Consider the following 15,085-nt stretch of genomic DNA (forward strand, 5'->3'; position numbering starts at 1 on the left):
ACGATCGTCCATAGAATGGAAGGCGATTTTCGGAGCGCAGAACCTGGCCGGCCGGGGGCGGGTAGGCTGCCCGTTGGCCGGTCGGCCGGGGCGAATCAGCCGCGCGAGGGCCGGCCTCACCCGCCGCGAAAGGAACTGTCGACGTGCCGTCCGCCGAGCCCAAGACCGCCGCTGCCAACTCTGGCGGCGTCCAGTCCCTCGAGCGCGCCTTCGATCTGCTCGAGCGGATGGCGGATGCCGGGGGCGAGGTCGGGCTGAGCGAGCTCTCCGGCAGCAGCGGGCTTCCGCTGCCCACCATCCACCGCCTGATGCGCACCCTGGTCGCCTGCGGCTACGTACGCCAGCAGCCGAACCGCCGCTACGCGCTGGGCCCCCGGCTGATCCGGCTCGGCGAGAGCGCCTCCCGGCTGCTGGGCACCTGGGCCCGGCCATACCTGGCGCGGTTGGTGGAGGAGACCGGCGAGACCGCGAACATGGCGCTGCTGGACGGCGACGAGGTGGTCTACGTCGCGCAGGTGCCCTCGCGCCACTCGATGCGGATGTTCACCGAGGTCGGGCGGCGGGTGCTGCCCCATACGACCGGCGTGGGCAAGGCGCTGCTCGCGGACACGCCCGCCGACGAGGTGCGCGCGCTGCTGGGCCGGACCGGCATGCCGGCCGCCACCCAGAAGACGATCACCTCGCCGGACGTCTTCCTGGAGGCCCTGGGGCGGGTGCGCGAGCTGGGTTACGCGGTGGACGACAACGAGCAGGAGATGGGCGTGCGCTGCCTCGCGGTGGCCGTGCCCGACTCCCCCACGGCGGCCGCCATCTCGATCTCGGGCCCGGCCGGGCGGGTGACGGACGAGGCCACGGAGGACATCGTGCCGATCCTCAAGGAGGTCGCGGCGCAGCTGTCCACCGCGCTCGCCAGCACGGGATCCGCTTGATCGCTCCGGGATCTGCCCGGGATCTGCTTGACGGTCTGGGATCCGCTTGACCGTCTGGGCTCCGGCTGACCGTCTGGGCCCCGCCCGACGGTACGGGCCGGGGCGCCGGTGCCGCACCGAGCCGTACCGGCGTCCCGTCCCCGCATCCGGTCCCCACATTCCGTCCCGGTCCGTCAGTCCCTCCCCCCTGCCCGCGGCACATCGCCGCACAGGTCGATCGCCGCACGGACCCCCCTCAGCGCCGGCGCCAGTGCGCTCACCGAGCCCAGCGCGCCCGCGATGAGCAGCAGCGCACGGCGCAGCCGGGGCACCTCGGGCACTCCCTCGCGCGCCATGGCGTCCAGCGCGGCGAGTTCGTCGTCCGCTATGGCCCGGTCCGGCAAGTCGGCCGGGTGGGCGGCGAGTTCGCGCCGCAGCCGGGCGACGGCCCGGCGCAGCTCGGTCGCTCTGGGATCCTCCTCGGTGCCGGCCACTCGCCTGTCCTCCACGACCGCGGCGCCCTCCACTGACCAGGCGCCCGGTGTCACCCGGCGCCTCACCTGATCGTCGGACATCACTGCCTTGCTCGCCCTCGCGCCCCTTTGCACGAAGCCTGCCCCCTTCTCCCCATGACCCCTGGACGCGTCGATCGGACGCGAGAGGCCGCGGATCAGTTAACGCCACTCTGTGCGCGACACGCCATACGGAGAGCGAAAATCAGACCGGGTGCGACGGGGAGAACAAGAGGCGGATCGCGAAAGGATAAGCGGTAGGCAATGCCAACAGATCACACATCGCACGATAAATCGCAGGTCGCCGGGTTGCTGCTGGCCGCCGGCGGGGGCAGGCGGCTGGGCGGGCGGCCGAAGGCGCTGCTGGTCCACCGGGGCAGACCGCTGGTGGAGCACGCGGCGCGGGCGCTGCGGGAAGGCGGCTGCGGCCCGGTGCACATCGTCCTGGGCGCGGCCGCCGAGACCGTACGGGCCAGGGCCGAGCTCTCCGGGTACACGCTGGTCGACAACCCGGACTGGGCCGAGGGCATGGGTTCCTCACTGCGGGCCGGCCTCGCCTCGCTGGCCGGTACGGGGGCGGGGGCGGCGCTGGTGATGCTGGTGGACCAGCCGGGGATCGGGGCCGCGGCGGTGGCCCGGGTGGCGGCGGCGTACGACTCGCCGTCGTGCCTGGTCGCGGCGGTGTACGGCGGGCGGCGGGGCCATCCTGTGCTGTTCGGCGCCGAGCGGTGGGCGGATGTCGCGGCGAGTGCGGTGGGCGATCGCGGGGCACGCGCCTATCTGAAGGCGCATCAGCCGGGGCTCACGCTTGTCGACTGCTCCGACATCGCCCGGCCCGACGACATCGACACCGCGGAGGACCTGAAGCGGCTGGAGTGAGCGGCGGCCGGAGTGAGCCCAACAGAACGTTGAAGTTCCGCCATGAGGAAATTAGTATCCACTTGACAGAAGTCAGAAGCCCACCGTGTTTCGCCGTGTGTCGCCCGAGGAGTGACCGCCCATGTCCGCACCAGCACCGTCCCCGCTGGCCATCGTCGACGCCGAGCCGCTCGAGCGGCAGGGAGAGGTGCTGACCGACTCGGCCCTGGCCTTCCTGGCCGAGCTGCACCAGCGCTTCACCCCGCGCCGCGACGAGCTCCTCGCCCGCCGCGCCGAGCGCCGCGCCGAGATCGCCCGAACCGGCACCCTTGACTTCCTCGCGGAGACCGCGCACATCCGCGAGGACCCCGACTGGCGCGTCGCGCCCGCCCCGGCCGCGCTCGACGACCGCCGGGTGGAGATCACCGGCCCCACCGACCGCAAGATGACCATCAACGCCCTTAACTCGGGCGCCAGGGTCTGGCTCGCCGACTTCGAGGACGCCTCCGCGCCGACCTGGGAGAACGTCGTCCTCGGCCAGCTCAACCTCAGCGACGCCTACGAGCGGCGCATCGACTTCGCCACCCCCGAGGGCAAGGCGTACGCGCTGCGCCCCGCCGAAGAGCTCGCCACCGTCGTCGCCCGGCCGCGCGGCTGGCACCTGGACGAGCGCCATCTGCGGGCCGGCGACCGCGCCGTGCCCGGCGCCCTCGTCGACTTCGGGCTCTACTTCTTCCACAACGCCCAGCGCCTGCTCGACCAGGGCAAGGGCCCGTACTTCTACCTGCCCAAGACCGAGTCGCACCTCGAAGCCCGCCTCTGGAACGACATCTTCGTCTTCGCCCAGGACTACCTCGGCATCCCCCAGGGGACCATCCGCGCCACCGTGCTCATCGAGACCATCACCGCCGCGTACGAGATGGAGGAGATCCTCTACGAGCTGCGCGACCACGCCTCCGGGCTGAACGCGGGGCGCTGGGACTACCTCTTCTCCATCGTCAAGAACTTCCGTGACGCCGGGCCCGGCTTCGTCCTCCCCGACCGCAACGCCGTCACCATGACCGCCCCCTTCATGCGTGCCTACACCGAGCTGCTGGTCCGCACCTGCCACAAGCGCGGCGCCCACGCGATCGGCGGCATGGCGGCCTTCATCCCCTCCCGCCGCGACCCCGAGGTCAACTCCGTCGCGTTCGACAAGGTCAGGGCCGACAAGGACCGCGAGGCGAACGACGGCTTCGACGGCTCCTGGGTCGCCCACCCCGACCTGGTCCCGATCGCCCGCGCCTCGTTCGACGCGGTGCTCGGCGACAAGCCGCACCAGAAGGACCGGCTGCGCGAGGACGTCCAGGTCACGGCGGCCGAACTGATCAACGTCGCTTCCCTGGACGCCAAGCCCACCTCGGCGGGCCTGCGCAACGCGGTCCAGGTCGGCATCCGCTACATCGAGGCCTGGCTGCGGGGCCTGGGCGCGGTCGCCATCTTCAACCTCATGGAGGACGCCGCCACGGCCGAGATCTCCCGCTCTCAGATCTGGCAGTGGATCAACGCGGGTGTCGTCTTCGAGGACGGCGAGAAGGCGACGGCCGGTCTGGTCCGCGCCATCGCGGCGGAGGAGCTGGCGGCGATCCGCGAGGAGGCCGGGGCGGAGGCGTTCGCGGCGGGCAACTGGCAGCAGGCCCACGATCTGCTGCTCAAGGTCGCGCTGGACGAGGACTACGCGGAGTTCCTGACGCTGCCGGCGTACGAACTGCTGCGCTGAGCCGGGGCCGCGCAGCGGGCGATGTGCCCCACCCGTCGGGGTCGGGGCACATCGCCCTGCGGCGTCATACGTCGCAGTGGGCAGGCGGGAGCTCGCCGTCGTCGCCCGCGATGGTCACCTCCGCGGTGCCGTCGCCACCCTCCGCGAACGCCGCCGTGCAGACCAGCTGGCGCACGGCGGTCTTTCCGAGCCGCCGCACCGCGATCGGGACACGGACCAACACCTGATCCGTGCCCGACTTCATCCCCAGCTGCCCCACCGCCCGGGGCAGCTCCGTGTGGAGCCCGGCCGCGCGCACCTTCGCGCTCGGGCCGGCGAACAGCATCATGAGGGCCGTCTCACCGGGCACCTTCCCGTCGTACTCCCCCTTCCGGTCCAGGAAGACTCCACCGGCCACCGGAGTCAGGCGGCCTTCCGAGGAGACGAAGAAGAGGATCTGCCGCTGCTCGGCGTCGGGGAAGACCGTGACGGTGGCCGGGCCGCCGGCCTCGATGACGTCGCTCTGCCGCACCCCGCAGCCCGTCAGCAACACGGCCGCCACCGCGGGAAGGCCCAGGCGGCTCAAGCGGCCCAGGCGCTTCACACCGTCACCTCCCCGGCCGTGCCCGTCAGGGGGATCTCCACGGCGAAGACGGCTCCCCCCTGTGGGCCGTTCGCCGCCCGGATCGTGCCGCCGTGCAGCCGTACGTTCTCCTGGGTAATGGCGAGGCCGAGGCCGCTGCCCTCCGACCGGGTACGGGCCGAGTCCGCCTTGTAGAAGCGGTCGAAGATATGCGGCAGCGCCTCCGGGCGGATGCCGGGGCCGCTGTCGGCCACCTCCGTGACGAGCCGCGCCCCCTCGCCGCCCGCTCCGGATCCTGCCCCCGCCCCCTTCTCCGTCCCCGTTCCTGGCTCCAGCCGCAGCCGTACGACGACCGGCGCGCCGCCGTGCCGCAGCGCGTTGCCGACGAGGTTGGCGACGACGACGTCGAATCGGCGGGGGTCGAGCCGGGCCCGGATGCCGTCGGGCAGCTCGGTGACGAACTGTTCGGGGTCGGTCCAGTGGCGGCTGGTCAGGGTCTTGCGGATGGTCTGCGCGACATCGACCTCGTCGGTGTTCAGCTCGGCGGCCCGCGCGTCGAAGCGGGAGATCTCCATCAGGTCCTCGACGAGGGCCGCGAGCTTGCCGGTCTCCGCGCTGATCAGCCGGACGGCGGCCGCGGTGTCGGGGGCCAGGCGGGCGGCATCCTCGTCCAGGACCTCGGTGACCGCGAGCATCCCGGCGAGCGGGGTGCGCAGTTCGTGCGAGACGTCGGAGGCGAAGCGGCGGGCGCGCGCCTCGGCGTCCTGGAGTTCGCCGACAGACCGCTCCAGCGCGACGGCGGACTCGTTGAAGGTGCGGGCGAGGTCGGCGAGTTCATCGCTGCCCTTGACCTGGATCCGGGTGTCGAGACGGCCCCGGCCCCATGTCTGCGAGGCCTTTCGCAGGTCGCGCACCGGGCGCAGCACGCTGCGCGCGGCCAGCAGCGCGGGGATCAGCGCCACGGCGAGCGCCGGGAGGGCCCCGTCGCGGGCCGCTGTGACCATGGCGCGGACGTTGGCCTCCTCGTCGGTCAGCGGCATCACGGCGTACAGCACAAGGCCCGTGGGGCGTACGGCCTTCCCGGCCCGGAAGACGGTCGGGACGGCAACGGTCAGCCAGGGGTCGCCGTGCTTCTCCACCCGCTGGAAGCTGCCGCTGCGGGGGCTGGCGAGCGCGGCCCGGCGCAGCTGCGGGGTGATGACGGTGGAGACGGGGCTGGTGCCGGAGGAGACCCGGACCGATCCGTACTCGGCGAACACCACCCAGGGGTGGGGCTTGCCCTGCCGGGCGAGTTGGCGCAGCTGCTCCTGGAGGGACTTGGGCTCGACGGGGAGCGGGGTGCTCATGTCGTTGACCCGGTCGCGGAAGGAGGAGACGGCGGTGTCCTGGGCCTGTTCGAGGATCGCGGTGCGTGCCTTGCGGTAGGTGAGGGTCGCGGTGGTGCCGGCGCTGACGGCGGCGACCAGCAGGAAGGCGAGCACGAGCCGGGTGCGCAGCCCGATGCGGGCTCTCCAGCGGGTCACCGGGGGCTCACAGCGGTCCGAAGCGGTAGCCGAAGCCCCGCATAGTCTGTATGTAGCGCGGGCTGCCGGGCACGTCCTCGATCTTGTGGCGCAGCCGCCGTACGCACGCGTCGACCAGGCGGGCGTCGCCGTGGTAGCTGTGCTCCCAGACCTGTTCGAGCAGTTGCTGGCGGCTGAAGACCTGCTCGGGCGCGGCGGTCAGATACAGCAGGAGCTTCAGTTCGGAAGGCGCGAGCGCGAGGCGGTCCCCGGCCTTGGACACGGCCAGCCCGGCGCGGTCGATGGCGAGGTCGCCGTGGAACTCGACGGCGGGGCGGACGCCGGGGTCCTCGATGCGGCGCAGCACCGCCCGGATGCGGGCCTCGATGACCTCGGTGCGGGCGGGTTTGACGATGTAGTCGTCGGCCCCGGCCTCAAGACCGACCACGACATCGAAGTCGTCGCCCCGCGCGGTGAGCATGATGATCGGCAGCTGGCTGGACTCGCGGACCTGGCGGCACACCTGAACTCCGTTGATGCCGGGCAGCATCAGGTCCAGGAGCAGCAGATCGGGCAGGAACTCGCGGATGGCGGTGAGCCCCGCCTCCCCGGTGGCGGCGGTGCGCACCTCGTGTCCGCGGCGGCGCAGGCCGAGTTCGATCCCTTCGCGGACGGAGGGGTCGTCTTCGATGAGAAGGACGCGTGGCATGGGCGGAGTATTCCATTTCAGCAGGTGAGGACGGGGCCCGGTCAGGCGTGGTGGGCGGTCGGGCTCGACGGCCGGTCAGGCGCGGCGGCGCAGTTTGCGGGGCACCGCCTTGACCGCGGCGTCCAGTTCGGTCAGCCGCAGCGGGCGGGCCAGGGCCGCGAAGGCCAGCAGGATGGCCACCGCGCCCGCCGTGGCGGCGGCGAACGGACCCAGCGGGGCCGTGCGGACGGCCGCGAAGTGGCCGAGGGCGGCGGCCGGTACGGCGGCCAGCAGCAGCCGGGCCAGGGCGGCCACGGACGGCGAGCGCCACAGCCCGGCGCGTCGCCGCGCCCGCCCCCGCTCGGCCGGTGGCGTGGGCGTCGGCGCGAGCCTGCGGTTCAGCACATACGCGGTGGCCGCCCAGCCCGCGAACAGCGCCACCGAATACGCCCCGGCCATGCCGGTCACCGCCCAGCGCGCGGGCAGCAGCAGATACGCGGCCGCGGAGAGGCCCGCGTTGAGCCCGGAGATCACCAGGTTCAGCAGGAAGGGCGTGCGGGTGTCGGAGAGCGCGTAGAAGGCGCGCGAGAGGACGTACTGCCCGGAGAAGGCCACCAGCCCCGGGGCGAACGCCATCAGTGCCCCCGCCATCACCGCGATGTCGTCCGCGCCGGTCCTGCCGTACTGGAAGACCACCGCCATCACCGGCTCGGCGAGCGCCAACAGCACACAGGCGGCGGGTACGACGGCGGCGGCGCTGCTGCGCAGGGCGTACGAGACGTCCCGCCGCACGGCCGCGGTGTCGCCGTCGACGGCCGCCCCGCTCATCCGCGGCATCAGGGCGGTGACCAGCGAGACGGTCACGATCCCGTGCGGCACGGCCCACAGCAGATACGCGTTGTTGTACGCGCTGAACCCGGCGCCGTCGGTCCCCCCGGCCGCCGCGCGCTCCCCGGCCATCGTGGCCAGCCAGGTCACCACCCAGTACGCGAGCTGGTTGGTGAACACCAGCAGCACCAGCCATCCGGCCGACCGCAGCGGCCGGGACAGCCCGCTGCCCCGCCAGTCGAACCGCGGCCGCCAGCGGAAGCGCGCCGCGCGCAGCGACGGCAGCAGCCCCAGCGCCTGGACGGCGATGCCCGCGGTGGTGCCCCAGCCGAGCAGCGAGGTCTCCGCGGAGGTGAGGGTGGCCCCGGTGCCGGCCGACGCCAGATACAGGCCGAAGACGGCGATGACGACGACGTTGTTGAGGACGGGGGTCCACATCATCGCGCCGAACCGGCCCCGGGCATTGAGGACTTGCCCCAGCAGGGTGAACAGCCCGAGGAAGAAGATCTGCGGCAGGCAGTAGCGGGCGAACGCGATCGTCATCGTGGCCTGCGCGCCCGTGTAGTCGGTGTAGGCCGCGACGATGGCGGGCGCGGCGAACACCGCCCCGGCCGTGATCAGCAGCAGGGCCGCCGTGCAGACGGTGAGCAGCCGGTCGGTGTACGCGGCCCCGCCGTCCGTATGCTCCTTTGCGGCCTTGACCAGCTCGGGCACGAAGACGGCGTTGAGCGCGCCGCCGAGGAGCAGCGTGTAGACGATGTTGGGTACGGAGTTGCCGACCGCGTAGCCGTCGGCGGCCAGCCCGACGCCGAGCGCGGCGGCGACGACGGCGGAGCGGACGAATCCGGTGGCGCGGGAGACCAGCGACCCGGCGGCCATGACGACCCCGCTGCGCAGCACGGAGGCGGGGCGTTCGGCACCTGGCACCCCCGGACGGCCCCCGCCGACGGGCAGCGTCGCGCCGGGGGTCGAGGTCGCGTCAGCCGCCGAGGTCACGCCGACCACCGGGGCCACGTCGGCCACCGGGGGCGCGTCAGCCGCCGGGGCCAGGCCCACCACCGAGGCCGCGCCGACCGCCGGGGCCACGTCGGCCACCGGAGCCACGCCGCCCGCCGGGGCCACGTCGGCCGCCGACGCCCCGCTGGCCGCTGGGGGCGGCGAGGCCGCCCGGCCCGGTGGGCCCGGCGCGTTCGCACGGGCGCTCATCGGCGGGCCAGGTACAGCTGGAAGGCGCGGTAGAACGCGTGGTTGGCGGTGCCGCTCAATGGTGTCTCCCACTCCCCCAGCGTCTCGACGACCTGGCCTCCGGTGCCCAGCTTCCAGCGCAGCAGCCCGAACGGCCGTTCGTCGGGGTCGAGAGTGGAGGGTACCCCGCGCATGTCGTAGACCTCCGCGCCCTGGGTGTGGGCGTCCAGGATCATCTGCCACTGCAGGGCGTTGGAGGGGCGCACCTCGCGCCGGTGGTCGGCCGAGGCCCCGGTCTGGTACCAGACCCGCCGTCCCACCGTGATCATGGTGTGGGCGGCGAGGATCTCGCCCTGGTGCCGGGCGAGGTAGAGCCTCATCCGCCCCGGCGCCTCGGCGTTGAGGGCCGCGTACTGGCGCTCGTAGTACGCCAGTGAGCGGCCGAGGCGGAAGCCGTCGCGCTCCTCGGTGATCCGCAGCAGCCGGTAGAACTCGGGGAGTTCGGCGGCGCCGCCCACCTCCACCCGCACGCCCGACTTGTGGGCCCGGCGGATGTTGCGCCGCCACTCCTGGTTGAGCCCGCTCCACAGGTCCTCGCGGGTACGTCCGGCCAGCGGCACCCGGAAGACATAGCGGGGCTGCGCGTCCCCGTCTCCGTCTCCGCCGCCGCAGCGCCGCCAGCCGCGGGCCCGCAGCCGCTCGGTGACGACGGTGCCCAGCGGGTCGACCTGGCAGGTGAGGACGTCGGACAGGCGGCGCCCGGGGCCGGTGGCCGCCTTGAGCGCGGTGGCGTTCCAGCTGCGGTAGGCGGGCGCGGGCCCGATGCGCACGGCGAACACGCCACTGGCGCGCAGATGGCGCAGCAGCGGGTCGAGCCAGCCGTCGATGTCCGGGTCGGTCCAGTCGGCGACGGGCCCCTCGGGCAGATAGGCGAAGTACTTCCGGGTGCCGGGGAGCTGGCGCAGCAGCACCAGCGCGACCCCGCTCAGCTCCCCCGCCCCGGGGCCGGTCTCCGGGCCCCAGCCGAGCAGTTGGGCCTGCCAGCCGTCCTTCACCGCGGCCCAGGAAGGGCACTGCAGAAAGCCGGGGCCCAGGGCGGAGCCGGTGCGGGATGCCAGGAAGGCGCGGTACGCCTCGGGGCCGATGGGCCCCAGCCGGGCTTCCTGCGGACGAGGGCTCGCCGTCACGAGCAGCGCTGACACTGCGCCTCCTCGGGTGCCGTTGATGGGAACGCGAGGAAGATTCACAGCCGCCCATGACCGCGCCGAGCGGCGAGTGTGACCGGACGATGACCGTTCCTGTGCGGTCGCCGTCACACGGCCGCCGGTCGGCGCACTCGTCCGTGCGCATAGCCGTACGCATGGCCGTACACATGACGAAAGGCCAAGTCAGACGGGTTGTCTGACCTGGCCTCGGGAGACGGGACGTACGGTTGCGGTCCGTCAGTCGCGCACGGCGGCGTACGGCAGGTACGAACCGGGCTTCTCCGGGTGGTTCAAGGTCCCCGATGTCCAGATCCGGCCCTGTTCGTCGCTGTCCACCCCGATGAGCTGTCCTGCGCCGGGCGGCCGCTCCCCACGGACCAGGCGGCCGCCGTCATCCAGGGTCAGGGTGTAGTTGCTGTCCGGGTCCACCGCCGGGTCCACGGTCTCGCCGACGATCACCGGGCGCTTGTGGTCGTCGAAGGTGATGCCGCGCAGCTCGGCGGTCTCCTTCGGCGTGGGCACCTCCTTCCAGCGGCCGCGGTCGAAGCGCAGCGCCACCGGACGCCGCCACAGCTCGTCGTCCTGGGCGAGCCCTACGGCCCACAGTTCGCCCGGCTCCCGCTCCTCGATGTCGTAGAGGTAGAAGGTCGTGTCGTCGAGCTGGGAGGGGAGCCGCTGGCGGGTCCAGGCCGTGCCGTCGAAGTGCGCGACCCCCTTGACCCCGAGCAGCCATACGTCGTCGTCCGCCAGCGGGAGGACGTTGATCGTGGAGCCGACGGCCGCGTCGGCCGGGATCTCCACGTTCCGCCAGGTCCCATCGGAGCTCCTGGTCATCAGCAGCGGGCTCTGGAGCCCGTCCGTGCCGTCGTTGAAGAGGCCGCCGCCGGCCCAGACCGTGCCCTGAGGGGAGACGGCGACCGCATGGACGCCGCCGCGCGCGTCGGGGGGCAGGGGCACGTCCTCCAGCAGCCAGGCGCTGCCGTCCCAGCGTTCGACGACCGGCGCGTCGCCGCCGTCGCCGCCGCCGCCCTGGGAGCCCACCGCCCACGCCTCGCCGCCGGAGCCCGCGGCGATGTCGTCGAAGCGGCCGTGTTGCACGGGCTGCGGCGTCCTGGTCCAGCCGCTGCCGTTCCAGCGCAGGGCGAGCGGCGACCAATCGGTCACATCGATCCCGGCGGTCCACGTCGCGCCCTCGGCGCTGGAGATGTCGTAGAGGACGGCCTCGCTCAGGCCCTCCGGCACGACGGCGCGCCAGGAGGCGGTCCGGGCGGTCGCCGGGGCGGCGCCGATCGCCAGCGCGACCACTCCGGCGGCCACGGTCACGGCGAAGCGGCGTCGGCGGACGGCGCCGCCACGGGGTGTGATGTCGGACAAGGAGATCCCTTTCTGCTGGTTCCTCGGTGCGGAACGCGAGCAGGCTCACAGCCGCCCATGACCGCGCCGCTCGGCGCATGTGACCGGACGATGACCATTCCTCTGCAGCTGCTGTCACATGGCCGCGCAGGCCGATTCCCGGGCTTTTCGCGGCTTAGAGTCCCGAGCGTCCCGTCATCTCCCCGTCTTTCACGGAGGTTTCCGTTGCGCCAGATACGTGTGCGCTCCGCCGCCACCGCCACGGCGGCCGCCGCCCTGCTGACCGCCGCGCTGACCGGCTGCTCCTCCGGCGGGTCGGCCCCGGCGAAGCCGGACGCGAAGGTCGGCGGCGGGGGCTCGGGCGGCAAGGCGGTGACGGTCACCGTCACGCCCCGGCGGGCGGGCGAGCCGGTCAAGGTCACCGCGAGCGGCGGTACCCTCGCCTCGGTGACCGTCACCGACGGCCGCGGTGGCAGGCTCACCGGCGCGGTGTCGCACGACCACCGGACCTGGACCTCGGCTCGCAACGCCGCGCCCGGCACCACGTACACCGTCAAGGCGGCCACCCGCACCGAGGGCGGCGCGGCGGGCAACGCGGAGTCGTCCTTCACCACCACCGCCGCCGGTCAGGTCAACAAGGTGGACTGGCGGCCGGGCGGCGACACCACGGTCGGCGTGGCGCAGCCGATCTCCCTGGTCTTCGACCGCCCGGTGAAGAACAAGGCCGCGGTCGAGAAGCAGCTGAAGGTCACCACCTCGAACAGCACCGAGGGCTCATGGGGGTGGATGAAGGACTGGTCCGGCAGGGACCGGGTGGACTGGCGGCCCAAGGAGTACTGGCGGCCCGGCACCCGGGTCACCCTGGACGCCCGGCTGAACGGCACCGACTCGGGCGAGGCCGGCGGCTGGTTCGTACGCGACTACAAGCTCGGCTTCACCATCGGCGCCCGGCAGGTGGTCAGGGTCGACCTCGACAGCAAGCGGCTCACCCTGGAGCGCGACGGCAAGGCCGTACGGACCTTCCCGGTCTCCGGCGGCACCCCCGGCGCCGACACCGGCTCCTGGCGGGGCACGGAGGTGCTGATGGCCAAGGAGGGCACCATCCGGATGAACTCCGAAACCGTCGGCCTCGGCGACGCCTACGACCAGAAGGTCGACTACTCGATGCGGCTGACCTGGTCGGGGACGTACGCGCACGCCGCGCCCTGGAACGCCGCCTACTTCGGCAGGGCCAACAAGAGCCACGGCTGCATCGGCATGAGCGACGCCAACGCCGCATGGCTCTACGGCCAGGCGCGAATCGGCGACCCGTTCGAGGTCAAGGGCGCGGAGACCAAGGGGCAGGTGGCACTGAACAACGGCTTCGGCGACTGGAACGTCGACTGGGAGGACTGGCGGGCCAAGAGCGCCCTGCGGTGACCGAGCGACGACCGCCCCGGCCTGGTTCAGCCGTCGGCTGCGATACGGGCGAGCCGGCGGGCCTCGTCGCGGGCGCGGCGGGCGATGTCGTCCTCGTCGGCGGTGAGCAGCCGCCCCGACTCCACCACCGGGCGGCCGTCCACGAGCGACAGGGTCACCGGCGCCGGTGGTCCGAGGACCAGCGCCGCGACGGGGTCGGCGATCGTGGAGTGGCCGAGGCCGTCCAGCTTCCACAGCACCAGGTCGGCCAGCTTGCCCGGCTCGAGGGAGCCGATCTGGTCCTGGCGGCCGAGCACCCGCGCCCCGCCGTAGGTGCCGAGGCGCAGCGCCTGACGGGCGTTCAACGCCGCTTCGCGGTGCCTGCCCAGCCGGTTGATCAGCAGGGCGTTGCGCAGTTCGGTGTGCAGTTCGCCGGACTCGTTGGAGGCGGTGCCGTCCACGCCCAGGCCGACCGGCACGCCGGCGGCCAGCAGGTCGGGGACGCGCGCGATGCCGGCGGCCAGGCGGGCGTTGGACGAGGGGCAGTGCGCCACGCCCGTGCCGGTGCGGGCGAAGGCGGCGATGTCGGCGTCGTTCATATGGACGCAGTGCGCCATCCACACGTCCTCGCCCAGCCAGCCGGTCGACTCGAAGTAGTCGGTCGGGCCCATCCCGAACAGCTCGTGGCAGAACTTCTCCTCCTCCACCGTCTCCGAGCCGTGGGTGTGCAGCCGTACGCCCTTGCGGCGGGCCAGGGTCGCGGCCTCGCGGAGCAGTTCGGTGGAGACGGAGAAGGGCGAGCAGGGCGCGACCGCGATCTGCAGCATGGAGTCGTAGGAGGGGTCGTGGTGGGCGTCGACCGCCTCCTCGGTGGCGCGCAGCGCGTCCTCGGTGGTCTCGACGGCGAAGTCCGGCGGCAGCCCGCCCTGCGAGACGCCGCGGTCCATGGAGCCGCGCGCGGCGGTGAACCGCACGCCCAGTTCCCTCGCCGCGCGGATCTCGGCGCCCAGCAGGTCGCCCGCGCCGCGCGGGAAGACGTAGTGGTGGTCCATGGCGCAGGTGACGCCGCCGCGGACCATCATGGCCAGCGAGCCGCGCGCCGCCTCGTACACCATCGGCTCGTCGATCCGCGCCCAGGTCGGGTAGAGCGCGACCAGCCAGTCGAAGAGGTTGTGGTCCTGGGCCAGGCCGCGGGTGAGCCACTGGTAGAAGTGGTGGTGGGTGTTGACCAGGCCGGGGGTCGCCAGGTGTCCGGTGCCGTCGACCCGGCGGACCACCCCGTCGAGGCCGGCGGGCGCGCGGCCGGGGCCCACCGACTCCAGGCGGTTGCCCGCGACGACGATGTGGCCGTCGGTGTACTCGGTGTCGTGGGTGTCCACGGTCGCGATGGCGCAGTTCTCGATGACGATGCGGTTCATGTCGGTGGCGCGCCCTTCAGTCGGTCGGGATCCGGGGCCGGACGCCGTCCCGCAGGACCGTGGCCTCGATGAGGCCGTACGGCCGGTCGGCGGCGAAGTACACCTCGTTGTCGTTCTTGAGCCCGAAGGGCTGCAGGTCGACCAGGAAGTGGTGCTTGTTGGGCAGCGAGAGCCGTATTTCGTCGATCGCGGGGCGGTTGTCGATCACGCGCGCGCCCATCTGGTACAGCGTCTGCTGGAGCGAGAGCGAGTACGTCTCGGCGAAGGCGGACAGCAGGTCGCTTCTGGCCCCGTCGTATGCGCGCTCCCAGTCCGGCGCGGGCTCGCCGCCGTCGTCGGAACACCAGCCGTAGCGCCACCGGGCGCGCACATCGGTGGCGAGGATTCGGTCGCGCACCTCCGGCAAAGTGGTGTATTCGTCCTTGACGAAGCCCCAGAACTCCGAGTCGGTGGAGTTCAGCACGGTCAGGTCCGTCAGCCCGGAGATCACCTCCCACCGCTCGCCGTCGAAGGCGACCTGGGCGGTGCGGGTCTCCTGGCCCGTGCGTACGAAGGAGTGGCGGGCCGCCCCGCCGGTCTCGATCCGCTCCCAGCCGTACTCCTCCATCCGGATCCGGGCGCTGCGGATGGCCTCCTGGCCGGTGACGAAGTGGCGGGCGAGCAGGATGCCGAACTGCTCGGGTGAGGCGATGCCGTGTTCCTTGGCGAAGGCGTAGACGGTGTTCTTGGTGGTGTCGGTCGGCAGGACGTTGGCGTTGCTGCCGGAGAGGTGGACCTCGTCCATGTCCCCGGAGAGCGCCACCGACACGTTCAGGTCCCTGATGTGGTGGACGGCGCCGTCCCGCACGATCCGCACCACGCGGGTCTCCGCCTTGCCGTACTGGTTCTGGCCGAGTGTGGGCATCGGTG

At 72.8% G+C, this 15,085-nt stretch carries 13 protein-coding genes; 4 read left to right on the forward strand and 9 right to left on the reverse strand.

What is annotated here, in order from left to right:
* Window positions 1–143 precede the first annotated feature (143 nt).
* Window positions 144–929 (forward strand): IclR family transcriptional regulator, encoded by a 786-nt coding sequence (locus PV419_RS31260; protein ID WP_319694659.1) that lies wholly within the window; start codon window positions 144–146, stop codon window positions 927–929.
* Between the two features lie 173 nt (window positions 930–1,102).
* On the opposite strand, the gene PV419_RS31265 is transcribed toward PV419_RS31260, so the two are convergent.
* Window positions 1,103–1,483, reverse strand: a complete 381-nt coding sequence (locus PV419_RS31265) for a DUF5955 family protein (RefSeq protein ID WP_415925410.1) — start codon at window positions 1,481–1,483, stop codon at window positions 1,103–1,105.
* Between the two features lie 201 nt (window positions 1,484–1,684).
* Between PV419_RS31265 and PV419_RS31270 the strand changes: the two genes are divergently transcribed.
* Together PV419_RS31270 and aceB are read left to right on the forward strand one after the other, a co-directional pair.
* Entirely contained in the window at window positions 1,685–2,299 is a 615-nt protein-coding gene (locus PV419_RS31270; RefSeq protein WP_319694662.1) for a nucleotidyltransferase family protein, read from the forward strand.
* Window positions 2,300–2,420: 121 nt separating this feature from the next.
* Window positions 2,421–4,037, forward strand: coding sequence for a malate synthase A (aceB, locus tag PV419_RS31275; RefSeq protein WP_319694664.1), 1,617 nt, complete (start codon window positions 2,421–2,423; stop codon window positions 4,035–4,037).
* Between the two features lie 64 nt (window positions 4,038–4,101).
* On the opposite strand, the gene PV419_RS31280 is transcribed toward aceB, so the two are convergent.
* The 6 genes from PV419_RS31280 to PV419_RS31305 all read right to left on the reverse strand — a co-directional run bounded on the left by PV419_RS31280 (window position 4,102) and on the right by PV419_RS31305 (window position 11,381).
* Window positions 4,102–4,620: a hypothetical protein gene (locus PV419_RS31280; protein ID WP_319694666.1), complete on the reverse strand. Its 519-nt coding sequence runs from the start codon at window positions 4,618–4,620 to the stop codon at window positions 4,102–4,104.
* Complete coding sequence (locus PV419_RS31285) at window positions 4,617–6,122, reverse strand: HAMP domain-containing sensor histidine kinase (RefSeq protein ID WP_319694668.1); 1,506 nt, start codon at window positions 6,120–6,122, stop codon at window positions 4,617–4,619. The genes PV419_RS31280 and PV419_RS31285 overlap by 4 nt, the downstream gene beginning before the upstream one ends.
* Window positions 6,123–6,129: 7 nt before the next feature.
* Entirely contained in the window at window positions 6,130–6,810 is a 681-nt protein-coding gene (locus PV419_RS31290; RefSeq protein ID WP_319694670.1) for a response regulator transcription factor, read from the reverse strand.
* 75 nt (window positions 6,811–6,885) lie between these two features.
* Complete coding sequence (gene murJ, locus PV419_RS31295; protein ID WP_319694672.1) at window positions 6,886–8,823, reverse strand: murein biosynthesis integral membrane protein MurJ; 1,938 nt, start codon at window positions 8,821–8,823, stop codon at window positions 6,886–6,888.
* Window positions 8,820–10,004, reverse strand: a complete 1,185-nt coding sequence (locus PV419_RS31300; RefSeq protein ID WP_319694674.1) for a lipid II:glycine glycyltransferase FemX — start codon at window positions 10,002–10,004, stop codon at window positions 8,820–8,822. The genes murJ and PV419_RS31300 overlap by 4 nt, the downstream gene beginning before the upstream one ends.
* A gap of 240 nt (window positions 10,005–10,244) precedes the next feature.
* The gene (locus PV419_RS31305; protein ID WP_319694676.1) at window positions 10,245–11,381 is read right to left on the reverse strand and encodes a hypothetical protein; all 1,137 of its coding nucleotides are present in this window, start codon (window positions 11,379–11,381) and stop codon (window positions 10,245–10,247) included.
* A 204-nt stretch (window positions 11,382–11,585) separates the two neighbouring features.
* On the opposite strand from PV419_RS31305, the gene PV419_RS31310 reads away from it, so the two are divergent.
* Window positions 11,586–12,779, forward strand: coding sequence for a L,D-transpeptidase (locus PV419_RS31310; protein WP_319694677.1), 1,194 nt, complete (start codon window positions 11,586–11,588; stop codon window positions 12,777–12,779).
* A 26-nt stretch (window positions 12,780–12,805) separates the two neighbouring features.
* Here PV419_RS31310 and PV419_RS31315 read toward each other — a convergent pair whose 3' ends face one another.
* Entirely contained in the window at window positions 12,806–14,176 is a 1,371-nt protein-coding gene (locus PV419_RS31315; protein ID WP_319694679.1) for an 8-oxoguanine deaminase, read from the reverse strand.
* Window positions 14,177–14,192: 16 nt separating this feature from the next.
* Window positions 14,193–15,080 carry a factor-independent urate hydroxylase gene (gene pucL / locus PV419_RS31320; RefSeq protein WP_319694680.1) on the reverse strand — a complete coding sequence of 296 codons (888 nt, stop codon included), beginning with the start codon at window positions 15,078–15,080 and terminating at the stop codon, window positions 14,193–14,195.
* Window positions 15,081–15,085: the final 5 nt, after the last annotated feature.

It is taken from the genome of Streptomyces sp. ME19-01-6, from assembly GCF_033793745.1.
In the GTDB taxonomy this organism is placed as follows: Bacteria; Actinomycetota; Actinomycetes; order Streptomycetales; family Streptomycetaceae; genus Streptomyces.